General features: G+C 67.2%; 20 protein-coding genes. 16 read left to right on the top strand and 4 right to left on the bottom strand.

The annotated features are described in order from the left end of the window. Nucleotides 1–136 precede the first annotated feature (136 nt). The 3 genes from rplM to glmM all read left to right on the top strand — a co-directional run bounded on the left by rplM (nt 137) and on the right by glmM (nt 2,727). On the top strand, nt 137–580 hold the full coding sequence (gene rplM, locus QNO00_RS05480; RefSeq protein ID WP_229964901.1) for a 50S ribosomal protein L13: 444 nt from the start codon (nt 137–139) through the stop codon (nt 578–580). Between the two features lie 39 nt (nt 581–619). Then, nucleotides 620–1,117 (top strand): 30S ribosomal protein S9, encoded by a 498-nt coding sequence (gene rpsI / locus QNO00_RS05475; protein ID WP_229964902.1) that lies wholly within the window; start codon nt 620–622, stop codon nt 1,115–1,117. A 245-nt stretch (nt 1,118–1,362) separates the two neighbouring features. After that, nucleotides 1,363–2,727, top strand: coding sequence for a phosphoglucosamine mutase (gene glmM, locus QNO00_RS05470; RefSeq protein ID WP_229964903.1), 1,365 nt, complete (start codon nt 1,363–1,365; stop codon nt 2,725–2,727). A 57-nt stretch (nt 2,728–2,784) separates the two neighbouring features. Here glmM and coaA read toward each other — a convergent pair whose 3' ends face one another. Next, on the bottom strand, nt 2,785–3,702 hold the full coding sequence (gene coaA / locus QNO00_RS05465; RefSeq protein ID WP_229965057.1) for a type I pantothenate kinase: 918 nt from the start codon (nt 3,700–3,702) through the stop codon (nt 2,785–2,787). 207 nt (nt 3,703–3,909) lie between these two features. On the opposite strand from coaA, the gene glmS reads away from it, so the two are divergent. The 12 genes from glmS to tsaD all read left to right on the top strand — a co-directional run bounded on the left by glmS (nt 3,910) and on the right by tsaD (nt 19,259). Then, a complete protein-coding gene (gene glmS / locus QNO00_RS05460) occupies nt 3,910–5,805 on the top strand; it encodes a glutamine--fructose-6-phosphate transaminase (isomerizing) (RefSeq protein ID WP_229964904.1) in 1,896 nt (631 codons plus the stop codon). A 2-nt stretch (nt 5,806–5,807) separates the two neighbouring features. Next, nucleotides 5,808–6,158 (top strand): holo-ACP synthase, encoded by a 351-nt coding sequence (locus tag QNO00_RS05455; RefSeq protein WP_229964905.1) that lies wholly within the window; start codon nt 5,808–5,810, stop codon nt 6,156–6,158. A gap of 9 nt (nt 6,159–6,167) precedes the next feature. Then, nucleotides 6,168–7,745: an NAD(P)H-hydrate epimerase gene (locus QNO00_RS05450; protein ID WP_284023883.1), complete on the top strand. Its 1,578-nt coding sequence runs from the start codon at nt 6,168–6,170 to the stop codon at nt 7,743–7,745. A gap of 77 nt (nt 7,746–7,822) precedes the next feature. After that, nucleotides 7,823–10,012, top strand: a complete 2,190-nt coding sequence (glgX, locus tag QNO00_RS05445; RefSeq protein WP_229964907.1) for a glycogen debranching protein GlgX — start codon at nt 7,823–7,825, stop codon at nt 10,010–10,012. Continuing rightward, nucleotides 10,009–12,351 carry a malto-oligosyltrehalose synthase gene (gene treY, locus QNO00_RS05440; RefSeq protein WP_284023882.1) on the top strand — a complete coding sequence of 781 codons (2,343 nt, stop codon included), beginning with the start codon at nt 10,009–10,011 and terminating at the stop codon, nt 12,349–12,351. The genes glgX and treY overlap by 4 nt, the downstream gene beginning before the upstream one ends. Then, nucleotides 12,348–14,093 (top strand): malto-oligosyltrehalose trehalohydrolase, encoded by a 1,746-nt coding sequence (treZ, locus tag QNO00_RS05435; RefSeq protein ID WP_284023881.1) that lies wholly within the window; start codon nt 12,348–12,350, stop codon nt 14,091–14,093. Before treY ends, treZ begins: the two co-directional genes overlap by 4 nt. A 35-nt stretch (nt 14,094–14,128) precedes the next feature. After that, nucleotides 14,129–15,175 carry an L-glyceraldehyde 3-phosphate reductase gene (gene mgrA, locus QNO00_RS05430; RefSeq protein ID WP_284023880.1) on the top strand — a complete coding sequence of 349 codons (1,047 nt, stop codon included), beginning with the start codon at nt 14,129–14,131 and terminating at the stop codon, nt 15,173–15,175. A 90-nt stretch (nt 15,176–15,265) separates the two neighbouring features. Then, entirely contained in the window at nt 15,266–16,432 is a 1,167-nt protein-coding gene (gene alr, locus QNO00_RS05425) for an alanine racemase (protein WP_229964911.1), read from the top strand. After that, nucleotides 16,429–17,022, top strand: a complete 594-nt coding sequence (tsaE, locus tag QNO00_RS05420; RefSeq protein ID WP_284023879.1) for a tRNA (adenosine(37)-N6)-threonylcarbamoyltransferase complex ATPase subunit type 1 TsaE — start codon at nt 16,429–16,431, stop codon at nt 17,020–17,022. Before alr ends, tsaE begins: the two co-directional genes overlap by 4 nt. A gap of 10 nt (nt 17,023–17,032) precedes the next feature. Beyond that, nucleotides 17,033–17,701: a tRNA (adenosine(37)-N6)-threonylcarbamoyltransferase complex dimerization subunit type 1 TsaB gene (tsaB, locus tag QNO00_RS05415; RefSeq protein ID WP_284023965.1), complete on the top strand. Its 669-nt coding sequence runs from the start codon at nt 17,033–17,035 to the stop codon at nt 17,699–17,701. A gap of 23 nt (nt 17,702–17,724) precedes the next feature. Then, nucleotides 17,725–18,195 carry a ribosomal protein S18-alanine N-acetyltransferase gene (rimI, locus tag QNO00_RS05410; RefSeq protein ID WP_229964913.1) on the top strand — a complete coding sequence of 157 codons (471 nt, stop codon included), beginning with the start codon at nt 17,725–17,727 and terminating at the stop codon, nt 18,193–18,195. Next, on the top strand, nt 18,192–19,259 hold the full coding sequence (gene tsaD / locus QNO00_RS05405; protein ID WP_229964914.1) for a tRNA (adenosine(37)-N6)-threonylcarbamoyltransferase complex transferase subunit TsaD: 1,068 nt from the start codon (nt 18,192–18,194) through the stop codon (nt 19,257–19,259). The genes rimI and tsaD overlap by 4 nt, the downstream gene beginning before the upstream one ends. Before the next feature lie 30 nt (nt 19,260–19,289). On the opposite strand, the gene QNO00_RS05400 is transcribed toward tsaD, so the two are convergent. Beyond that, nucleotides 19,290–20,747, bottom strand: a complete 1,458-nt coding sequence (locus tag QNO00_RS05400) for an HNH endonuclease (RefSeq protein ID WP_284023878.1) — start codon at nt 20,745–20,747, stop codon at nt 19,290–19,292. A 176-nt stretch (nt 20,748–20,923) separates the two neighbouring features. Then, nucleotides 20,924–22,072 (bottom strand): glutamate--cysteine ligase, encoded by a 1,149-nt coding sequence (locus tag QNO00_RS05395; protein WP_284023877.1) that lies wholly within the window; start codon nt 22,070–22,072, stop codon nt 20,924–20,926. A 157-nt stretch (nt 22,073–22,229) separates the two neighbouring features. On the opposite strand from QNO00_RS05395, the gene QNO00_RS05390 reads away from it, so the two are divergent. Continuing rightward, the gene (locus QNO00_RS05390) at nt 22,230–23,042 is read left to right on the top strand and encodes a shikimate 5-dehydrogenase (protein ID WP_284023876.1); all 813 of its coding nucleotides are present in this window, start codon (nt 22,230–22,232) and stop codon (nt 23,040–23,042) included. Nucleotides 23,043–23,075: 33 nt separating this feature from the next. Here QNO00_RS05390 and QNO00_RS05385 read toward each other — a convergent pair whose 3' ends face one another. Next, nucleotides 23,076–24,296 carry a THUMP-like domain-containing protein gene (locus QNO00_RS05385; RefSeq protein WP_284023875.1) on the bottom strand — a complete coding sequence of 407 codons (1,221 nt, stop codon included), beginning with the start codon at nt 24,294–24,296 and terminating at the stop codon, nt 23,076–23,078. Between the last annotated feature and the right edge of the window lie 6 nt (nt 24,297–24,302).

Here is a 24,302-nt window from a genome sequence, read left to right as displayed (position 1 = left end):
AAATAGCCGAGTACATCAGGACCACTGGTTACATCAGTCCTCACCTGACCATCCGGTAAACGCATAGAGAAGCTGTGGCTCATATGGCCTCCATGTGAGCCGCGCCACCTAAGAAGAAGAAACGAAGGCAAAAACCGTGCGTACGTACACCCCGAAGCCCGGCGACATCAACCGCCAGTGGCACGTCATTGACGCCACCGACGTTGTCCTAGGCCGTCTTGCCAGCCAGACCGCAACACTGCTGCGCGGAAAGCACAAGCCGACCTTCGCTCCCCACATGGACATGGGCGATTTCGTCATCATCATCAACGCTGAGAAGGTAGCCCTCACCGGCGCCAAGCTCGAACAGAAGCGTGCCTACCGCCACTCGGGTTTCCCGGGCGGTCTGTCCTCCGTCAACTACGCAGAACTGCTGGAGTCGAATCCGGTACGTGCAGTTGAGAAGGCCATCCGCGGCATGCTGCCCAAGAACTCCTTGGCTGCACAGCAGATCAGCAAGCTCAAGGTCTACCGCGGTGCAGAGCACCCGCATGGAGCCCAGCAGCCCAAGACCTTCGAAATCACCCAGGTCGCCCAGTAGTTCTGGCCCGCCAACTAAAGAATTTAATCAAGGAGAATCGTGGCTCAGAACACTGAAGAGCTCAATGAAACAACCGAGGAGCTTTCCAGCTACACCTCGGAAACCCCTGATGCAGCCGAGGCTGCGGTCAAGGAACGCCCGGCCCTGACGGTCGCCGGCTCCGCCGTTGGCCGCCGCAAGCAGGCAATTGCCCGCGTGCGCGTTGTTCCGGGCACCGGCAAGTGGCTGGTAAACGGCCGCGACCTGGCTGCTTACTTCCCGAACAAGCTGCACCAGCAGGATGTCAACGAGCCGTTCAAGGTCCTCGACCTTGACGGCGCCTACGACGTCATCGCCCGCATCCACGGCGGCGGCGCTTCCGGACAGGCCGGCGCGCTGCGTCTGGGTGTTGCCCGCTCGCTGAACGAGATCGACCGCGACAACAACCGCGCGACGCTCAAGAAGGCCGGCTTCCTGACTCGTGACGCACGCGTCATTGAGCGCAAGAAGGCTGGTCTCAAGAAGGCACGCAAGGCTCCGCAGTACTCGAAGCGCTAATCCAGCGCTACACGAAGAAGCCCGTTACGGAAGTCCTCGGACTCCCGTGGCGGGCTTTTTCGTGGCAGCTGCCGGACGCTCAGCAGCTTCAACTATTTACCTGAATTACCCGTGGCCTTGGCCCGTGAAACCACCTCGCAGCCTCCGGTGCTTAGTCGCCGGCGGTGCAGGAGTGGCACAATGGCCCAGTGGGCTCTCCCGCCTGAATGCCTACGGCCCCGCCCCAAGTTTGAGGATTATGTGCGATGACTAGATTGTTTGGAACCGACGGTGTCCGTGGATTGGCCAATGGCCTGATCACCGCCGAAGTGGCCTTGGGGCTGGCACAGGCGGCCGCCGTCGTTCTGGGGCACCGGCGTGTGCAGGGCGGCCGCAGGCCCGTGGCGGTAGTGGCCCGGGATCCCCGCATCAGCGGGCATTTTATTTCCGCGGCTGTGGAAGCCGGACTGGCGAGCTCCGGCATTGACGTGTTCGACGCCGGCGTCCTGCCGACTCCCGCAGCGGCCTTCCTGGTGGCTGATCTTGATGCCGATTTCGGCGTGATGATTTCCGCCTCGCACAATGCGGCTCCGGACAACGGCATCAAGTTCCTGGCCCGCGGCGGCCAGAAGCTCGACGACGCCGCCGAAGACGCCATTGAAACCGAAATGGCAAAGCCCAGCCTGCGCCCCACGGGAGCCGATGTGGGACGCATCCACCGGTTCGCCGATGCCGAGGACCGCTACGTCATCCATTTGCTGCAGACGCTGCCGAACCGGCTGGAGGGGCTCAAAGTCGTCCTGGACTGCGCCCACGGTGCTGCCAGCGGCTGCTCGCCGCAGGTCTTTGCCGACGCCGGCGCGGAGGTGGTGGTCATCGGAGCAGAGCCCGACGGCCTGAACATCAACGAGGGCTGCGGCTCCACCCATCTGGAAATGCTTCAGGCGGCAGTCCTGGAACACGGGGCCGACCTGGGCGTTGCGCATGACGGGGACGCCGACCGGTGCCTGGCGGTGGACCATGAAGGAACCGTCATCGACGGTGACCAGATCATGGCCATCATGGCCGTGGCGCTGAAGGACGCCGGCAAGCTCAAGGACGACACCCTCGTGGCCACGGTGATGAGCAACCTGGGCCTGAAGCTCGCGCTGCGCGACGCCGGCATCACTCTCCTGGAGACCGGAGTGGGGGACCGGTACGTTCTGGAGGGCATGCGCGCCGGCGGCTATAGCCTTGGCGGCGAGCAGTCCGGACATGTGATCTTCTCCGAATTCGCCACCACCGGTGACGGCGTCCTGACCGGCCTGCAGCTCGCAGCGCAGGTGAAGCGCACCGGGAAGACGCTCAAGGAGCTGGCGCAGGTCATGAACAAGCTGCCCCAGGTCCTGATCAACGTCAAGGGCGTCGACAAGGCTGCGGTAAGCAGCAACGAGGCCGTTCTCCAGGCAGTCCTGGACGCCCGGATGGTTCTGGGCGAAACGGGCCGGGTGCTGCTCCGTCCCTCCGGCACCGAGCCCCTGGTGCGGGTGATGGTGGAAGCCGCGGACATGGAAACCGCTGCCTCCGTGGCCTCCAAGCTGGCCGAGACGGTGGAAAACCACCTCGCCCTGGAACCCTTCGCCAAGGCCTGAGACGCGCGCCTGACGCGGATCCGGATGCTTCCGCGCCGGCCCCGGCCCGGAACGGGCCTACGTTTTGCGCAGCAGCATCCGGGTCACTGAATGGTCCGAGTCCTTGGTCAGCACCAGCTGGGCACGACCGCGCGTCGGCAGCACGTTGGTGACCAGGTTCGGTTCATTGATGCGCTTCCAAATGCCCAGCGCCGTGGCCCGGGCTTCCTCATCGGTGAGTCCGGCGTAGCGGTGAAAGTATGAGTCCGGATTGGCGAACGCGCCGCCGCGCAGAGACATGAAGCGCTGGACATACCATTCCTCGATGTACGAGGTCCTCGCGTCCACGTAGATGGAGAAGTCGAAGAAGTCGCTCAGCGCGAGCCCTGCCCGGCCGTCGGCCCGCGTCCGCGCCGGAGCGAGGACGTTCAGGCCCTCCACAATCAACACGTCGGGGCGCCGGACCACAATCTCCGCTTCGGGCAGGATGTCGTAGGTCAGATGCGAGTACCTTGGCGCCCTGACCTCCTCCGCTCCGCTCTTGACCGCGCTGACAAAGCGCAGCAGCGCGCGGCGGTCGTAGGACTCGGGGAACCCCTTGCGGTCCATGAGCCCCCGCCGCTTGAGCTCTGCGTTGGGATAGAGGAATCCGTCGGTGGTGATCAGCTCAACGTTCGGCGTCTCGGGCCAGCGCCGCAGCATTTCGCGCAGCACGCGCGCCGTCGTCGACTTGCCGACGGCCACCGACCCGGCGACCCCGATGACGAACGGGGTCCGGGTGGTCTTCTCGCCCAGGAATGTGGTGGTGGCGCTGTGCAGCCGTCCGGCCGCGGCAACGTAAAGGTTGAGCAGGCGCGAGAGCGGGAGATACACCTCCCGCACTTCATCCAGGTTCAGTTTTTCGCCCAGGCCGCGGAGCCGCAGGATGTCGTCCTGGTTCAGCGGGGACCGGATTTCGTTGGAAAGCCGGGACCAGGTCTGCCGGTCCAGCTCCACGAACGGCGAAAAACCGCTGTCGGCGCCGTTTCCGGAGGAGGCCTTGGCCGGATGAGGGGCTGCCTTTGATGTACGGTCTGTCACTTTACGATTCTGCCCTGCCGGGCAGCCAATCCAAAACGCCCGTTGCAGGCAACCGGATTTGGGCCGGCGGCACTCCAGCTGCGCTTTGCCGGTGTGGCTGCGGCTGCCGGTAGTCTTAGCTGTATGTGTGGAATCGTTGGATATGCAGGCCGCCGCCCCAGTGCCGCCGCCGCAGGGCAGCTTAAGAGTCATGAGCATGGTGCGCTCGACGTCGTCATGGAGGGCCTGCGCCGGCTGGAATACCGCGGGTATGACTCCGCCGGAGTCGCAGTCCTGACCGAGACCGGGATCGAATCCCGCAAGAAGTCGGGCAAACTTGCCAACCTGACGGCCGAGCTCGCCGCAGCCCCGCTTCCCGCGGCAACCACCGGGATCGGCCACACCCGCTGGGCAACCCACGGCGGTCCGACGGATGAGAACGCCCATCCGCACCTGGCGGATGACGGGCGCCTGGCCGTGATCCACAACGGCATCATCGAGAACTTCGCCGAGCTCAAGGCCGAGATGCTCGAAGCCGGGGCCGTTTTCAGCTCCGAGACCGACACCGAGGTGGCAGCCGCCCTTCTGGCATCCGTCTACCGCGGCGAAGGCGGCCAGGACCTGGCCGTGTCCATGCAGCTGGCCTGCCGCCGGCTCGAGGGCGCGTTCACCCTGCTGGCCATTCACGCCGATTCGCCCGACGTCGTCGTGGCCGCCCGGCGCAACTCGCCGCTCGTCGTCGGCCTGGGCGACGGCGAGAATTTCCTGGGCTCCGACGTCTCCGGCTTCATCGACTTCACCCGCCGCGCGGTTGAACTGGGCCAGGACCAGATCGTCACGATCACGCCCGAGGCCGTCGAGATCACCGACTTCTACGGCAACCCCGCCGAGGGCACCGAGTTCAAGGTGGACTGGGACGCCGCCGCTGCGGAAAAGGGCGGATACCCCTCCTTCATGGAGAAGGAAATCAACGACCAGCCGCAGGCCGTGGGCGACACCCTGCTGGGCCGCTCCGACATCGAGGGCCGCCTGACCCTGGACGAGCTGCGCATCGATCCCGAAGACCTGAAGTCGATCAACAAGATCATGGTCCTGGCCTGCGGAACCTCCGCATATGCCGGCCAGGTTGCCAAGTACGCCATTGAGCACTGGTGCCGGATCCCCGTGGAGGTCGAACTCAGCCATGAGTTCCGTTACCGCGATCCGATTGTCAACGAACATACGCTGATCGTCGCCATTTCCCAGTCCGGCGAGACCATGGACACGCTCATGGCCGTCCGCTACGCCAAGGAGCAGGGCGCCAAGGTGCTGGCGATCTGCAACACCAACGGCTCGACCATTCCGCGCGAGTCCGATGCCGTGCTTTACACCCATGCCGGACCGGAGATCGCGGTGGCTTCCACCAAGGCCTTCCTGGCACAGATCACCGCCGCCTACCTGCTGGGCCTGTACCTTGCCCAGCTGCGCGGCGACAAGTTCCAGGGCGAGATCAAGGACATGCTGGCCGACCTGGCCAAGGTGCCGGCGAAGATCCAGCAGGTGCTGGATTCCTCGGAGCAGATCAAGGAGCTGGCCGCCATCATGGCCGACGCCAAGTCGGTGCTGTTCCTGGGCCGCCACGTAGGATTCCCGGTCGCCATGGAAGGCGCCCTGAAGCTGAAGGAACTGGCCTACATCCACGCTGAAGGATTCGCCGCCGGCGAGCTCAAGCACGGTCCGATCGCCCTCATCGAAGAGGGCCAGCCCGTCTTCGTGGTGGTGCCTTCGCCGCGCGGCCGCGACTCGCTGCACGCCAAGGTGGTCTCCAACATCCAGGAAATCCGTGCCCGCGGTGCCAAGACCATCGTGATCGCTGAAGAGGGCGACGACGCCGTCAAGGCGTACGCCGAGCACGTCTTCTACGTGCCGGAGACGCCCACCCTGCTGGCGCCGCTGCTGACCACGGTTCCGCTGCAGATCTTCGCCTGCGCCCTGGCCACCGCCAAGGGCTACGACGTTGACCAGCCGCGCAACCTCGCCAAGAGCGTAACGGTCGAATAGCGGTGATCATCGGCATTGGCGTGGATGTGGTGGACGTGCCGCGCTTTGGACGCCAGCTGGAGCGGACGCCGGGCCTGCGGGCCCGGCTGTTCGTGCCGGCCGAACGTGAGCTGAACCTGCGGTCCCTTGCGGCCCGGTTTGCCGCAAAGGAAGCGGTCGCCAAGGCCCTCGGCGCTCCGGCCGGCATGAACTGGCAGGACTGCCAGGTGGACCTCGATGCCGCCGGCGCCCCCAGCGTCAGCGTTCGGGGCACGGTGGCCGCGGCCGCCGAAGCCAAGGGCGTGCGCACCTGGCACCTCTCGCTCAGCCACGACGGCGACGTCGCGACTGCCATGGTGGTAGCCGAGGGTTAGTCTGTAGGCATGATTCGTGCGTACTCCGGCACCGCTGTGCGGGCCGCGGAACAGCCCTTGCTCGCCGCCGGCTTCGGCCCGGAACTGATGCAGCGGGCGGCGTACGGATTGTACGCCGCCGCCGTCCGCGAGTTACTGGACCGCTGCGGGTCCGTCTACGGAACACGCGTGTGCGTGCTGGCCGGCGCCGGCAACAACGGCGGCGACGCCCTGTACGCCGGAGCCCGGCTGGCCCGCCGCGGCGCCGGGACCACAGCGGTCCTCACGGCTCCGACGGCACATCCGGAAGCCCTGGCCGAATTCCGGCGGCAGGGCGGCCGCGTGCTCGCCCTCTCCGCCGGCGTCGAGGAGGACGCAGGGATCTGTGCGGCAGCAGACCTGGTCATCGACGGCATCCTGGGAACCGGCGGCAGGGGCGGGCTGCGCGGACCGGCTGCCGAACTGGCCCGGAAGCTCACGGACCCGGGCACCGGCCCGAAACCGCCGCTGATCATCGCCTGCGACCTGCCCAGCGGCGTGGACGCGGACACCGGGGAAGCCGACGGCGAGCACCTTGCCGCGGACCTGACGGTCACCTTCGGGGCCGTCAAGACCGGCCTGATGGCCGGTCCCGGCGCGGTTGCGGCCGGCCGGATCGAGTACGTGGACATCGGGCTGGCGGCCTTTGCCGCCCCGGCACTGCTGCGGCTGGAACCGGCCGACCTGGCCGGGCTGCTGTCCGCCCCCCGGAAAACCGATCACAAGTACACCCGTGGCGTGTTGGGCATCGCTGCCGGCTCCGCCACCTATCCCGGCGCCGCTGTCCTGGCCACCGGAGCAGCACTGGCCGCGGGCGTCGGCATGATCCGCTACTTGGGGCCGGAGCCGATCGGCCGCCTCATCAACGCCGTTCATCCCGAAGCCGTCTGCGGCACCGGCAGCGTCCCGGACACCCATGTCCAGGCCTGGCTCGCCGGACCGGGAGCCGGAGCCGATGAAGACCAGCGCCGGCGCGCCCTGGACGCCATGGCGTCAGGGCTTCCCGCCGTCGTCGACGCCGATGCCGTGGCCTGGGCGGAGCCGGGCCTCGGACCGCAGGTGGTCCTGACCCCGCACGCCGGCGAACTCACCGCCCTCCTCACCAGACTTGGGGAGCCCGTTCCCCGGAAGCAGGTGGAGGCGGATCCGCTTCGCTCCGCCCGGCGCGCCGCCGAACTGACGGGGGCCACCGTCCTGCTCAAGGGCTGGGCCACGATCACTGCAGCCCCCACCGGTGAGACCTTCAGCCAAGCCGAAGCGACACCGTGGCTGGCGGCAGCCGGCAGCGGCGACACCCTCTCCGGCATCCTGGGGGCGCTGCTCGCGACGGACCGCGCGGGCCGGGCCGGCGAACGGCCCCCGCCGGGGCATTATGCGGCTCTTGCCGCTGCTGCCGCGAGCATTCACGGCCGGGCGGGAACCCTCGCCGCCGCGTCCGGGCCGGTGGCACCCTCAGCCCTGCCGGCCGCCGTCCGAACCGTGATCGGGGACCTTTCCCCCGCTCAGCCGGCAGGTTTGGGCACTCCGGTCCGGGGCCGCCCGCGGAGGGTAGTAAAGCGGGCTGTTTAATGCTGGGCCAAGTCTGAGGTAAAAAGTAAGTAGACATACTATGTACTTGTTGTTATTGAACTAGTCAGGAGCTTTACATGGAAGTTTGGCCGGGAGAAGCTTATCCGCTGGGCGCGACCTACGACGGAAACGGCACTAACTTTGCGCTCTACAGCGAGGTTGCCGACTCTGTCACGCTGTGCCTGTTCGACGACGAGGGCAACGAAGAGTGTGTGCGCCTGACCGAGGTGGACGGCTATGTGTGGCACTGCTACCTGCCCCAGGTTCTGCCCGGGCAGAAATACGGATACCGGGTTGACGGCCCGTCCGACACCGAACACGGCAACCGCTGCAACCCCAACAAGCTGCTGCTGGACCCCTATGCCAAGGCGGTCTCCGGCGAGATCGACTGGGACCAGGCGCTGTTCGGCTACAACTTCGGCGACGAGAACTCACGCAATGACGAGGACTCCGCCCCGCACATGATGATGGGTGTTGTCATCAACCCGTTCTTCGACTGGGACGGCGACCGCAAGCCCAAGATTCCGTACCACCGCTCGGTGATTTACGAGGCCCACGTCAAGGGCCTCACGGAGCTGCATCCCGACGTCCCCGAGGAACAGCGCGGCACCTATGCCGGCGTCGCGCACCCTTCGGTCATCGCACACCTGCAGAAGCTGGGCGTCACAGCCATTGAGCTGATGCCCGTGCACCAGTTCGTCAACGACTCCACGCTGCAGGAGAAGGGCCTGTCCAACTACTGGGGCTACAACACCATCGGCTTCTTCGCCCCGCAGAACACCTACAGCGCCACCGGCGATGCGGGCCAGCAGGTCCAGGAGTTCAAGGCGATGGTGCGCGCACTGCACCTGGCCGGCATTGAAGTGATCCTGGACGTGGTCTACAACCACACGGCCGAGGGCAACCACTTGGGCCCCACGCTGTCCTTCCGCGGCATCGACAACCAGGCCTACTACCGGCTGATGGATGACGACAAGCGGTACTACATGGACTACACCGGCACCGGCAACTCCCTGAACGTGGGCAACCCGCATTCACTGCAGCTGCTCATGGATTCGCTGCGCTACTGGGTCACCGAGATGCACGTGGACGGTTTCCGCTTCGACCTGGCCTCCACGCTGGCACGTGAGTTCTACGACGTCGACAAGCTCTCCACCTTCTTCGAACTGGTCCAGCAGGATCCCGTGGTGTCCCAGGTGAAGCTGATTGCCGAGCCCTGGGACATTGGCCCCGGCGGGTACCAGGTGGGCAACTTCCCGCCGCAGTGGACCGAATGGAACGGCAAGTACCGCGACACCGTGCGCGACTTCTGGCGCGGAGAGCCGTCCACCCTGGGGGAGTTCGCTTCCCGCATCACCGGTTCCGCTGACCTGTATGAGTCCTCGGCCCGCCGCCCGGTGGCCTCGATCAACTTCGTCACCGCCCACGACGGTTTCACGCTGCATGACCTGGTGTCCTACAACGAGAAGCACAACGAAGCCAACGGCGAAGACAACAACGACGGCGAATCCCACAACCGGTCCTGGAACTGCGGCGCTGAGGGCCCCACCGACGATCCGGCGGTGCTCTCGCTGCGCGCGCGCCAGCAGCGGAACTTCCTGGCCACCCTGCTGCTCTCGCAGGGCGTGCCCATGATTGCCCACGGCGACGAGCTGGGACGCACCCAGCAAGGCAACAACAACACCTACGCGCAGGACTCCGAGTTGAGCTGGATCAACTGGGAGACGATGGACACGCCGCTGATGGAATTCACCGCAGCCGTCAACACGCTGCGGGCCGAACATCCCACGTTCCGCCGCCGCCGCTTCTTCGACGGCCGGCCCGTGCGCCGCGGCGAGGGCGAGGCGCTGCCGGACATCGTCTGGCTCACCGAGGACGGCACGCCCATGTCCCCGGACGACTGGGACACCCCGGTCAGCCGGTCCCTGGGCGTGTTCCTCAACGGGCAGGGCATTTCCGGCAAGGACGCCCGCGGACAGCGGATCACTGACCTGAACTTCCTGCTGTACTTCAACGCCCATGACGAGGACGTCAAAGTGACGGTCCCCGCCAAGGAATACGCACCCATGTGGGACGAGGTCATCGACACGGCGGGGGAGTACGCCGACTCGGCCCCGATTCCCGCCGACGGCCAGTTCACCGTCGCCGCCAAGTCCATGGTGGTGCTGCGCGCCCATGAGGAGGAAGAGGAGCACGACCACTCAGTGGCCGCGTCCCTCGCAGCATTGGCGGGGTCCAAGGCCCACAGCAACGAGGTGGACGGATGAGGACACCGCTCTCCACCTACCGGCTCCAGATCCGCCCGTCATTCACCCTCTTCGACGCCGCGGATCTGGTTCCGTACCTGGCGGACCTCGGCGTGGACTGGGTGTATCTCTCGCCCATCCTCACCGCCGAGGAAGGCTCGGACCACGGCTACGACGTCACTGACCCGTCCGCCGTCGACCCCGCCCGCGGCGGCCCCGAGGGACTCAAGGCCCTCTCCGACGCCGCCCATGCCGCCGGCCTGGGCGTGCTGGTCGATATTGTTCCCAACCACATGGGCATCGCGACGCCCCACCGGAATCCGTGGTGGTGGTCAGTGCTGAAGGAGGGACGCGGCTCGCGGTACGCGGAGGCCTTCGACATCGACTGGGACGCGGCAAACGGCAAGCTCCGGCTGCCCGTCCTGGGCGACGGACCCAACGAGTTGGCGGAACTGAAGCTGGCCGACGGCGAACTGCACTACTACGACCACCGGTTCCCGGTGGCCGAAGGCACCGCAGCGGAAGGGGACAGCGCGCAGGACGTGCACGCCCGCCAGTCCTACGAACTGGTGAACTGGCGCCGCGCCGACAACGAGCTGAACTACCGCCGGTTCTTCGGGGTCAACACCCTGGCCGGCCTCCGGGTGGAGGAACCGTGGGTCTTTGACGAATCGCACGCCGAAATTCGGCGCTGGTTCGACGAAGGACTCGTGGACGGCCTGCGCATCGACCATCCGGACGGTCTCGCCGATCCCAAGGGTTACCTGGCCCGGCTGCGCGAGATCACCGGCGGCGCGTACATCCTGGTGGAAAAGATCCTGGAACCGGGCGAAAAACTCGCCGCGGACTGGGAAACCGAGGGCACCACCGGCTACGACGCGCTGGCCGACATCGACCGGCTCTTCGTGGACCCCGCGGGCAATGACACGCTCACCGCACTGGTGCCCATGGAACCGTACGCACAGATGATCCACGGCACCAAGCGGGTCATCGCGGACAACCTGCTGCACTCCGAGGTGCAGCGCCTCGTGCGCCTGCTCCCGGCGGACAGCGGGCTGGACCCGGAAACGGCTGCAGATGCGCTCGCGGAGCTGCTGGCCTGCTTCCCGGTCTACCGCAGCTACCTGCCTGAAGGCGCCGGCTACCTGACCGATGCCTTGATTGCCGCGAAGGTCCACCGCCCGGATCTCGCGGCAGCGTTGGACATCCTGCATTCGCTGCTGAACCCGCTGGCGGACTCAGACAGCGCTGAAGCGGTCTCCCTTTCCCGTCTGGGGGAGCTGGCCGTGCGATTCCAGCAGACCTCCGGCATGGTGATGGCCAAGGGCGTCGAGGACACGGCGTTCTACCGTTACTCCCGCCTGACGTCCCTGAACGAGGTTGGCGCCGACCCGGCGCACTTCTCCGTGGCGCCGGGTGAAATGCATGCACGCCTGATCCGCCGGCAGCTGGAACAGCCGGCAGCCATGACGGCCCTGACCACGCACGACACCAAGCGCAGCGAAGACACCCGCGCCCGGATCTCCGTGCTTGCGGAAATCCCGGACGAGTGGCGCGAGGCGTTCACGCGCCTCGACGCCCTGGCTCCGATGAATGACGCGCCGATGGCGAACCTGCTGTGGCAGACCTTCGTCGGTGCCTGGCCGCTGAGCCGGGAACGCGCACACGCCTACGCCGAGAAGGCCTCACGGGAAGCGTCCAGCAGCACCACCTGGACGGCTCCCAACGCGGAATTCGAGGAACGGATGCACGCGGCCATCGATGCAGCGTTCGACGATCCGGACGTCAACTCGGTGATCACCGCACTGGTGGAACGCATCCGCGAGGCGGGGTACAGCAACTCGCTCTCCGCCAAGCTCCTGCAGCTGACCATGCCCGGTGTGCCCGACGTCTATCAGGGCACTGAATTCTGGGACCGCTCGCTCGTGGACCCGGACAACCGCCGCCAGGTGGACTTTGCCCGCCGCCGCGAGGTCGCGGCGGCGTTCGCCGCTGCCGACGCCGGTGCCCCCGCACTGGACGAGGACGCGGCAGCGAAGCTGCTGGTCACCACCCGGGCGCTGCAGCTCAAGCACGGCCGGCCCGAGCTGTTCACGGGGTACGTTCCCGTGGCGGCGGAAGGGCCTGCGGCAGAGCACCTCTTCGGGTTCGACCGCGGCGGCGCCGTAACACTCGTGACCCGTCTGCCGCTGGGACTTCAGCGCTCCGGCGGCTGGCAGGACACCGCCGTCGTCCTGGCAGCTGGCACCTACCGCGACGTGATCAGCGGAAAAACACACGAAAGCGGCGGCCGGCTGGCGGCTGCCGATCTGTTCGGCACCTATCCGGTGGCGCTGCTGGTTCGGGAGGACGGCGAATGAGGACCAACTTCGAGGTGTGGGCGCCCAAGGCCGGCACCATGACGCTGCTGGCCGACGGCCGGCACCTGTCGATGACCCGCGGCGAGAACGGCTGGTGGCACGCCCAGCACGCCGAACTCACCGAGGACATCGACTACGGCTACCTCATAAACGACGCCGAGACGCCGGTGCCGGATCCCCGGTCCCGGCGGCAGCCCGAGGGCGTGCACGCACTTTCGCGCACCTTCGATCCGGATCTGTACCAGTGGCATGACGCCGGCTGGGTCTCCCCGGGGCTCGACGGCAGCGCGATCTACGAAATGCACGTGGGCACCTTCACCCCCGAAGGCACGCTGGACGCGGCGATCGGCCGGCTGGACTACCTGGTGGACCTGGGTGTCCGCTTTGTCGAACTGCTGCCCGTCAATGCGTTCAACGGAACCCACAACTGGGGTTATGACGGCGTGCTCTGGTACGCCGTGCAGGAAACCTACGGCGGGCCCGAGGCCTACCAGCGGTTCGTGGACGCGGCCCACCAGGCCGGACTCGGCGTCATCCAGGACGTGGTCTACAACCACCTTGGACCCAGCGGCAATTACCTGCCGATGTTCGGCCCCTACCTCACCGAGGGAAAGTCGAACACCTGGGGGGACTCGGTCAACCTGGACGGTCCGCTCTCGGATGCCGTCCGCGAGTACATCGTGGACAACGTCCTGATGTGGTTCCGCGACTACCACGTGGACGGGCTGCGCCTGGATGCGGTGCACGCACTGCACGACGAACGCGCCGTGCACATCCTCGAAGAGATGGCCGCGGCAACGGATGAGTGCGCCGAAGCCCTGGGCAAGCCGCTGTTCCTGATCGCGGAGTCGGACCTGAACAACCCCCGGCTCATTACCCCCCGGAACGTCAACGGCTACGGCCTTGCGGGCCAGTGGTCCGATGACTTCCACCATGCCGCCCACACCAACCTCACCGGTGAAAACGGCGGCTACTACGAGGACTTCGACTCGGTTGGTGCGTTGGCGAAGGTCCTGCAGGAAGGGTTCTTCCACAACGGAACGTTCTCGACCTTCCGGGAACGCGCCCACGGCCGTCCGCTGGACAAGGAGACGGTGACCGCACGCCAGCTGGTCACCGCCATCCAGAACCACGACCAGATCGGCAACCGGGCAGCCGGTGACCGGCTGAGCGCCACCCTGGGGTACGAGCAGCTCGCCCTCGGTGCTGTGCTCAGCCTGGCCTCGCCGTTTACCCCCATGCTGTTCATGGGCGAGGAGTTCGGGGCGTCCACGCCCTGGCAGTTCTTCACGTCCCATCCGGAACCCGAGCTGGGGAAGGCCACGGCCGAGGGCCGCCTGAAGGAATTCGAGCGGATGGGCTGGGATCCGGCCACGGTTCCGAATCCCCAGGATCCGACGACCTTCACCAACTCCAAGCTGGACTGGTCCGAGGCGGAAGAAGGGGACCACGGACGGCTGCTGGACCTGTACCGCAGGCTCCTGAAGCTGCGCCGGGAAACCCCCGACCTGATGGATCCGGACCTGCGCAACGTCCGGGTGGACTATGACGAAGAGGAACGCTGGCTGGTGATGCAGCGCGGTTCCACGGCGGTGGCGCTGAACTTTGCCGACACCCCGCGGGAGGCCCCGCTGCCGTTCACCGCGCCGGCCAAGGTGCTGCTCGAGACCGCGCCGTCCCGGATGGACGGCGGCACCGTTCAGCTGCCCGCTTACGGGGCCGCTGTCCTGGCATCGGAGTAGGCGGGATTGTCCGCGGCAGTGGCAGGATGTAACCCATGACATACATTGCCGCGGACAACCGCTACGATTCCATGCCCTACCGCCGAGTCGGCCGCAGCGGGCTGCACCTTCCCGCCGTGTCCCTCGGCCTGTGGCACAACTTCGGCGACGACAAGAATTTCGAAACCCAGCGTGCCATCCTGCGCCGGGCCTTTGACCTGGGCGTCACCCACTTCGATCTGGCCAACAACTACGGGCCGCCCTACGGTGCGGCCGAAACCAACTTCGGCCGGCACTTCAAGGACGACTTCCGGCCGTACCGGGATGAGCTGGTCATCTCCTCCAAGGCCGGTTACGACATGTGGCCCGGACCCTACGGGAACTGGGGATCACGCAAGTACCTGCTGGCCAGCCTGGACCAGTCCCTGGACCGCATGGGCCTGGACTACGTCGACATCTTCTACAGCCACCGCCCCGATCCCGAGACCCCGCTGGAAGAAACCATGGGCGCACTGGATACCGCCGTGCGCTCCGGCCGGGCCCTGTACGCAGGCATCTCCTCCTACTCGCCGGAAAAGACGCTGGAGGCTGCCCGCATCCTGCGCGAGATGGGCACTCCGCTGCTGATTCATCAGCCCTCGTATTCAATGCTGAACCGGTGGGTCGAGCAGGGGGACCCGAACCTGTTCGCGGCACTGGATGAGGCCGGCGCCGGCTCCATCGCCTTCTCGCCGCTGGCCCAGGGGCTGCTGACCAGCAAGTACCTCAACGGGGTGCCTGAAGACTCCCGTGCAGCCGCCGGCAAGTCGCTGGAAAAGTCCCAGCTGTCCGAGGACAACCTCCGGCGGGTGCGGGCACTGGACGGCCTGGCGCAGGCCCGCGGCCAGAGCCTGGCGCAGATGGCCATCGCCTGGGTGCTGCGACCGCAGGCCGGCGGCGGCGCCGTCACCTCCGCGCTGGTGGGCGCGTCCAGCGTGCAGCAGCTTGAAGACAGCCTGGCCGCAGTGACCAACCTGAGCTTCACCCCCGAGGAGCTGGCCGCCATCGACACGTATGCGGTGGACTCCGACATCAATCTGTGGGCCTCGGCGCTGGACGCCTGACGGCTGCGGCTGCAACCGGTTTCTCCCGGTTGCAGCCGCCGGGAGGCCCCGGAGCACCGGGCAGGCCCGGGTGAATGAAACAATGGTCAGGTGAATGACCAACAAGCTCCTCCCGCTGCAGAACGCCAGGCCCTCGTCGATCTGGCCGCCGTGCGGCACAACGTCCGCCACCTCGTTCGGCTGGCCAGCCCGGCCCGGGTGATGGCAGTCGTCAAGGCCGATGCCTACGGCCACGGCGCTGTCCCGGTTGCCCGCGCCGCACTGGAGGCCGGCGCCTCCTGGCTCGGTGTCGCCCACATTTCCGAGGCCCTGGCCCTGCGCGGCGCCGGCATCACCGCTCCGCTCCTGGCCTGGCTGCACACCGTGGACAGCCAGTTCTCCGAGGCAGTCGCGGCCAACGTGGACCTGGGCCTCTCCGGATGGGAACTGGAACACGTCGCTGCGGCTGCGCGGGAACTGCAGATCCCGGCGCGGGTGCACCTGAAGATCGACACCGGGCTCGGCCGCAACGGCTGCCCGCCCGAGAAATGGGAATCCTTCGTGGGCCGCGCCCTGGCCTACCAGGAAGAGGGACTGCTGCGCGTCGTCGGGATCTTCTCCCACTTCTCCGTCGCCGACGAACCCGACCGTCCCGAGACCGACGAGCAGCTGGAGAGATTCCGCACGGCCGTCGCCGTCGCCGAGGACGCCGGTGTGGACCGCGAGGTGCGGCACATCGCCAACACCCCCGCCGCACTGTCCCGCCCGGATTCCCACTTCGACATGGTGCGGGTGGGCCTGGGCCTGTACGGGCTGTCGCCCTTCCCCGGGCAGACCCCCGATGAACTGGGCCTGCGTCCGGCCATGACCCTGAAGACCACCATTGCCAACTGCAAGGAAGTTCCTGCCGGGCAGGGCGTCTCCTACGGGCTGCGCTACACCGCGCCGGAAGCCACCACGCTGGCGCTGGTTCCCCTGGGCTACGCCGACGGCGTTCCCCGCATCGGCACCGGAGGCCCGGTCTGGGTGGACGGAACCGTCTATCCGGTGGTCGGTCGCATCGCCATGGACCAAATGGTCATTGATCTCAACACCACGGGCATCGCGGGCACCGGCAAGGACCTCGTTGGCCGGGAGGCAGTCCTGTTCGGCGGCGTCGGACTGCCGTCCGTCGATGAGTGGGCCGAGGCCTGCGGCAGCATCAACTACGAAATCATCACCCGCATCAGCTCCCGCGTGGAGCGGAAGTACACCGACACGGAGGCCACCGAAGCATGAGCGCAGCACAGGGCAACGTTGATGCCCCGCCGGTCTGGGAAGAGGAAATCCGCACCGCCGACGCCCAGCAGACGCAGGCAGTGGCCGAACAGCTCGGCCGCCGGCTGGCCGCCGGCGACCTCATCCTGCTCACCGGTGAGCTCGGCGCCGGGAAAACAACCTTCACCCAGGGCCTGGGCCGCGGACTGGGCGTCCGGCCCGGCATCATCTCGCCGACCTTCGTGCTGGTCCGCATTCATCCCAGTCTCTCGGACGGCCCCGATCTGGTGCATGTGGACGCTTACCGGCTCGGGTCCAGCGCGGAAATCGACGACATCGATCTGGAAAACACCATGGACACCTCGGTCACCGTGGTGGAGTGGGGCCGCGGACTGGTGGAGCACCTCTCCGGCAACCGGCTGGAAATCACGCTGGTCCGGCCGACCGGGTCCGATACCGGCCGGGCGCCGGGAGACGGCGGCCTGACTTTCGACTTCGACGATGACCCGGACGAAGAGCGCGTGATCCGGATGGCCGCCTACGGCCCGCGGTGGGCGAACTTCCGGCGGCCCGCCGGGGCTGCGGAAAGGGCGCAGCCGAAGGAGACGTAAAATGGGCACCGTGCTTATTCTCTCCATTGACACCTCCGCCATTGCCAGTGCGGCGCTGCTGACCGGGGAAGGGGAGGTCCTGGCTGAGTTTGCCACGGAAGACACCCGTTCCCATGCCGAAGTGCTGGCCCCGGGCATCCGCGACCTGATGGTCTCCGCTGACGTCACCGCCGCAGACCTCGACGCCGTGGTGGTGGGGGTGGGACCGGGACCGTTCACCGGCCTGCGCTCCGGCATCGCCACGGCCCGCACCCTCGGCTTCGCCTGGAACAAGCCGGTGCACGGGGTCATGAGCCTTGACGCCATCGCTGTGGACGCCGCGCTCGACGCGTGGCGGCTGGGCATTGACGAGTTCGCCGTGGCCACCGATGCCCGGCGCAAGGAAGTGTACTGGGCGCACTACCGCAGCACCGGCGGCACGGCCGAACTCCTGGCCGGCCCGTTCGTGAGCGACCCGGCGGAAGTGCCGGCGCTGCCGGTCTACGGCGTGGGCGCCGGCCTGTATCCCGAGGTGCTGCACGGCGTTGCCGGTTTCACCGGCACCCAGCCCACGGCTTCGGCCCTCGGCCGCACCGCCGTCGTCCGCCTGGTCCGCGGGCTTCCGCTGCTGGACACCACGCCGCTGTACCTGCGCGAATCCGATGCCAAGGTGCCCGGACCCCGGAAGCGTGCACTGTGACCGGCCCGGCCATGATCCGGTCCATGACCTTCGACGACATAGCCGCCGTGGACGGGCTCGAACGGGCGCTGTTCCCCGTAGATGCGTGGCCGCTGCAGATGTTCTACGACGAGCTGAACCAGGCGGACACCCGCTCCTACTATGTCGCCGAGGACGCTGACGGCCGAGTTGTCGGCTACGCGGGGCTGATGTGCGTGCTGCCGATCGCCGATGTGCAGACCATCGCCGTCGCACCCGAGGCCGAAGGCGCGGGCATCGGATCGGCGCTGCTGGCCACGCTCATCAACGAGGCCAAGGAGCGCGGCGCCGACGACGTCCTGCTGGAAGTGCGCGCCGACAACCCCCGCGCCCAGCGGCTCTACCGCTGGTTCGGGTTCGAACAGATTCACATCCGGCCGCGCTACTACCGCGACGGCGCGGACGCACTCATCATGCGGCTGGCTCTTTCCGCTTGGAACGGATCCCCGCGCGTTACAACGAAGGACACCGAATGAACCGCACCGACCCGCTGGTGCTTGGCATCGAATCATCCTGCGACGAAACCGGCGTCGGCATTGTCCGCGGCGGCAAGCTGCTGACCAACACGGTGTCCTCCTCCATGGAGGAGCACGTGCGCTTCGGCGGGGTCATTCCGGAGATTGCCTCCCGGGCGCACCTGGACGCCTTCGTACCCACGCTGCGCCAGGCCCTGGACGAAGCCGGCGTGACCCTGGACGACATTGACGCCATCGCCGTCACATCCGGACCCGGACTGGCCGGCGCGCTCATGGTGGGCGTCTGCGCCGCCAAGGCGCTCGCCGTCGCCACCGGCAAGCCGCTGTATGCCATCAACCATCTGGTGGCCCATGTGGGGGTGGGCGTGCTCGACGGCGACGAGCTGCCCGACAACCTGGGTGCGCTGCTCGTTTCCGGCGGCCACACCGAGATCCTCCGGGTGAAGTCGCTGACCGGCGACGTGCAGCTGCTGGGCTCCACCATCGACGATGCCGCCGGCGAGGCCTACGACAAGGTCGCCCGCATCCTCGGACTGGGCTATCCCGGCGGGCCGGCCATCGACAAACTGGCTCGGGACGGCAATCCGAAGGCCATCCGGTTCCCCCGCGGCCTGACCCAGCCCAAGTACATGGGCACGGCCGAAGAACCCGGACCGCACCGCTACGACTGGTCCTTCTCCGGACTCAAGACCGCCGTGGCCCGGTGCGTCGAGCAGTACGAGGCGGCCGGCGAGGAACTCCCCGTGGCCGACATTGCCGCTTCCTTCCAGGAAGCGGTGGTCGACGTGATTACGGCCAAGGCGGTCCTCGCCTGCACCGAACACGGCATCACCAACCTGCTCCTGGGCGGGGGAGTGGCTGCCAACTCCCGGCTCCGGGAGCTGACGGCTCAGCGCTGTGCTGCGAAGGGCATCACCCTGCGGGTGCCGCCCATCTCGCTCTGCACCGACAACGGCGCCATGGTTGCCGCCCTGGGCGCCCAGGTGGTGATGGCCGGTGCCGAGCCCTCGGGCCTCGGTTTCGCTCCGGATCCGTCGATGCCGGTCACCAGCATCCATCTCTAGCGGGCACCGATCTCTGGCCGGCACCGACTTCTAGCCGGCACCCGTTCGGTCCGGGCCTGCCGGTCCGGGAAGCGGCGGCGCCACCGACAAATAGGCGTGGCCCGTGGGGGTGACGGTTTCGACGGTGTGCCGGCCATTGTGCCGGCCGTTGTGACTGCCGGGCGGAGCTGATCGAGAGGTCCATCCGGGGGCTCCCTTGGCCTGGTTGCAGGCCTCGCACAACCCCTGCAGGTTCTCCGCGCTGGTCGGACCGCCCTCATGGACCGGCCGAATGTGGTCATAGTGCCGGATCGGCGCCCCGCACCACGGCATCCGGCAGATCTGGTCCCGGACCGCGATGAGCCGGGCCAGGCCCTTCGGCACCAGCCGTGCCTTGGAGTCCATGCCCACCAGCGCTCCGGTGGAGGGAACCGTGTAGAGCCGCCGCAGCCAGGTCCGGTTTTCCCCGCGGGGGTTGCCGGTTGTTCCGTCCGGCGCGCCGGGTTTCCTTGGACTGGCGTTGCTGTTGCGGCCGCCCCTGTCGCTGCCGCCCTGACGGACCAGATCCCGGGCCAACTGTGCCGGAACCACCCCGTATCCTGCGAGCACGGCAGGTTCCGCGGACCCGGCCAACAGGGTCCGGTCCGTCATGATCAGCTGCACCTCCACCCGGACGTCTTCAGCACGGGCCTGGCCGGTGGTGCGTTCCACGAGGGTGTCGGCCATGATCTGGCCCTTCGTCCGCGGGTCCCCGGCAGCCCGCAGCCGGTCCGCGTCCCGGGTCAACGCCGCGAACACGCCCACCCCCTGGGCAACCGGCAGCAGTGCGGTCAGATACGTCATGGTGTCCGGAGCCGGACGGCAGGAGACAAAGCGCTCCGAGGTTGCGTGGGCGGTCCGGTTCACCACAGCGTGCGGATCCATTGCATAAGACAGAGATTTGATCCGGGAAATGAGCTGGCGGTCTCCGAGCTGCTCCAGCTCCGTCAGGTTTCCGGCGACTCGTTCGTCGATCTTCTGCCGGTCCTCCAGGGTCAGGCAGGCGGTCTCGCGGACCAGGAGCGTGGCCCGGTACTCGCTGATCACGCCCAGGCTCAGGGCGTGCAGGGTGTGCGGCATTTCAGTGGTCAGGATCCGGGCCAGGCCCAGCAGCTTGGCACCGTTATGCGGAGAGTCCCGCCGCGCCAAGCCGATCTGCGCGCCCACGCCTTTGCCGAGCTGCTCGGCCTTTAGGCCGGCCCGTGCCTGGGAGCGGCGGATCATCGCATCAAATATGGCTGTCGCCCTGACCTGAGCCGCGGACGCCGCAGCCTTGACCTCCTCCAGGGCGCGAATCTGATCGATAAGGGCGGCCAGCAGCGCAGGTTCAGCGGATTCGGCATTCCCCCGGAGCTCAGTTCCGACAGGTCCCGTGGCGTTTCCGGACAGCGCTCCGGTCAGTCCGCCGACGGCAGAGGGTTCCTTCGGCGGTGCTGTTCCGCTGACCGGATGGCGCTTGAGTTCGTACATGTGTTCTATTTTAGTGGCGCCGATCACCCAAAATGAGGGTGTTCATTACGGGAGCAATACCCGATTTATTGGTCAGGCCTGAGGGGCCGGTCAGCCGGGCATCGGATCTTCCATGGCGCTTCGCCCGGCCGCCCGCCCGGCCGCCCGCCCGGCACCCAACCCGGCCCCCGGTGACCCTAAGCTTCGCCGCGCAGCTGCCGGATGCCGTCCTGGACGACGGCACGCAGGTCGCCGCCGTTTTCTGCGGCCACGCGACGCTGCCGCTGGTAGCCGGCGCCGCGCTCGATGATCACGGCCACGTCGGCCAGCTCGGCTGCACAGCCCAGTTTTTCGGCGACGGGTGCCAGACGCGGCAGGACATCTTCGAGAAGGTGGTCGGTGACCAGCTTCTCGTTGCCGGCAGCATCCAAGATGATGATGGCATCGAGGCCGTAGCGGGCGGCACGCCACTTGTTCTCCTGCACATGCCACGGGGGCATGGTGGGGATGCTGCCGCCGTTGTCCAGGATGGTGGAGAACTCCTCCACCAGGCACTGGGTGAGGGCTGCCACGGCGCCGACGTCCTCAATGGTGGCCATGCCGTCGCAGACCCGCATTTCGACGGTGCCCAGGTTGGGCACGGGGCGGATGTCCCAGCGGATCTCGCTGATTGAGTCGATCACTCCGGTGGTGTACATGTCCTGCACATAGGACTCGTACTCCGCCCAGGACCCGAATTGGAAGGGCAGGCCGGCGGTGGGCAGCTGCTGGAACATAAGGGCCCGCTGGGAGGCATAGCCGGTGTCCTCGCCGGACCAGTACGGAGAGGACGCTGACAGCGCCTGGAAGTGCGGGAAATAGTTCACCAGGCCGTCCACGACGGGCAGTGCCTTGTCCCGCGAATCCAGGCCCACATGCACGTGCACTCCGTAGATCAGCATCTGCTGGCCCCACCACTGGGTGCGGTCAATCAGCTTGGCGTAGCGTTCCTTGTCAGTGATGGGCTGCGACCGGGGAGCGCTGAACGGATGAGATCCGGAGCAGAACAATTCGACGCCCATGGGGTCCGTGACCCGGCGCAGGGCTTCAAGGGATCGAGAGAGATCCGCTTTTGCATCAGCGACCGTGTTGCAGACGCCGGTCACCAGCTCCACCGTATTCTCGAGCAGCTCCTGCTTGATGTGCGGGTGCTCGTCATCCTCGGTGAGGCCCGGATAAGCGGCGCTGACGCCGCGCAGGACCTTGTCAGCCACGGAGACCAAATCTCCCGTGGTCCGGTCGACAAGGGCCAGTTCCCATTCAACGCCGAGTGTTGACTGGGCCGACTGGGCGAAACCGATTTGCAAACTGACTCCTGCTGTACTGCGTAATCTGTGGAGGACCCGGTCCCGCATCATCGCGCTTGAGAACCCGGTTCAATCCTAACTGTCAAGTGCCGGCAATCCATCAACGAGCCGGCCCGCGCACCATTCCCCCGGAAGCCTCGAAGGCCATAATGGGATCGTGCCCATTCTGAATAAAGACATGACCCTGTGTGTTTCCCTCGCTGCGCGGCCGTCCAATATCGGAACGCGCTTCCACAACTACCTCTACGACCTGCTGGACCTGAACTACGTCTACAAGGCCTTCGCGCCCACGGATCTGGCCCAGGCAATTGCGGGAGTGCGCGGCCTGCCGATCCGCGGCTGCGCCATTTCCATGCCGTACAAGGAAGACGTCATCGCGCTGGTGGACCGGATGGATCCGTCGGCGGAGGCGATCAGCTCGGTCAATACGATAGTGAACGACGACGGCGTCCTCACCGCCTACAACACCGACTACTTGGCGATAGCCCGGCTGCTGGCCGACCACCACATCCCCGTCGCCTGGTCCGTGCTGCTGCAGGGATCCGGGGGCATGGCCAAGGCGGTCGCCGCTGCGCTGCGGAACGCCGGATTCTCCGACGTCACCATTGTGGCCCGCAACGAAGGCACCGGACGGGCACTTGCCGACCGCTACGACTTCAACTGGCAGGCAGAGGCGGCGGGCATTACGGCCGACCTCATCATCAACGTCACTCCGCTGGGCATGACCGGGGAACACGAGGCGGTCCAGTCCCTGGACGACGCGGCGGTTGCGGCCGCGCGGACGGTGTTCGACGTCGTCGCGCTCCCCGCCGAAACGCCCCTGGTTCTCGCAGCGCGCGCAGCGGGCAAGAAGGTCATCACCGGTGCCGAAGTGATCGCCCTCCAGGCGGAGGAGCAGTTTGTGCTCTACACCGGGGTCCGGCCCACGCCGGAGCAGGTGCGGGCTGCCAGCGAGTTCTCCCGCGCCTGACCCGGCCGTCTCCGCGCGGATCTCCGCATCTGCCTAGGCGGCGGAGACCACCGGCTCCACCACAATGGCCACCCGGTCCTCACCCAGCCGGGTCAGGACCAGCGTGGCCTTGTTCGGTCCCTTGCCGGACCCGGTGAGCAGCTGCTTGCGCAGCTCCTCGGGAGTGACCGACATGCCGCGCTTCTTGATGTCCAGGACACCGATGCCGTTGGCCTTCACCCAGGCCTTGAGCGCCTTGACGTTGTAGGGGCGCACCTCGAGCACCCGGTAGGCGCGTGCGAAGGGCGTCGCCATCAGCTCGGGAGCACCGATGTAGGCAATGTGCGGATCCAGCAGGTGACCGTCCAGGGAGCGGGCAACGTCGGCGACAAGCCCCGCGCGGATGACCGCGCCGTCGGGCTCGTACAGGTAGGCATCCACGGGACCGACGGCGACGTCCTCGCCGCCGGGCACGTAGTCGAACGGTGAGGTCAGCTCCGCGGCACCGTTGGCTCCGATTACCAGGGCCGCGCGGCGGACTCCGTCACGGCGCAGGGCATTGAACCACAGGGTCGCCTCGGTCACGTCGCCGTCCACTGACACCCACTGCGCTTCGCAGTTCTTCGGCAGCGCCTCGTGCGGAATTCCGGGGCCCATCTTCACGCCCACGGGCAGGCCGGCGTCGGCCAGTGATTCCACGAAGGACAGCGGCGGAGAAAACGCTTCCGGATCAAAAATGCGGGTGGTGCCGGAGGTCGAGGTGGTCCGGCGCGCCGGATCCAGCCACACGCCGTCGAACCCGCCGAGGTCGAACTCTTCGGCGGCGCCCTGGACCACCTTGGCGTTGGGCCAGGGCATCAGGTTGATGGTGGCCGCGGCGGCGGTGATTTCATCAAGCTCGACGGCGGTCACCTGCCGGTCCAGCGTGGCCAGCGCCAGGGAATCCGCGCCGATTCCGCACCCCAGGTCAGCGACCTTCTCCAAGCCGGCCTGAACGTACCGCTGGGCATGCAGCGCCGCGACATTCAGGCGGGTGGCCTGCTCCAGCCCCGGCGCGGTGAAGAGCATGTGCTCGGCGAACGGGCCGAACTTGCCCCGGGCCTTCATCCGCAGTTTGGCCTGGGTCAGGACGGCGGCCACCACCTCGGGGGAGTGCCCGGCCTTGCGCAGATCGTTGTTGAGCTTAAAGGACTCGGACTCCAGGTACGGGCCGAGGGAGTTCAGCAGTTCCCAGCCTTCGGAGGTCAGAACATGGGCGAGGGAGGTATCCGGCATGCCTAC

Source organism: Arthrobacter sp. zg-Y1219, assembly GCF_030125545.1.
Lineage (GTDB): Bacteria > Actinomycetota > Actinomycetes > Actinomycetales > Micrococcaceae > Arthrobacter_B.
Note: the sequence above shows the minus strand (reverse complement) of the source record. Positions and strands in the feature narration are given on the sequence as shown.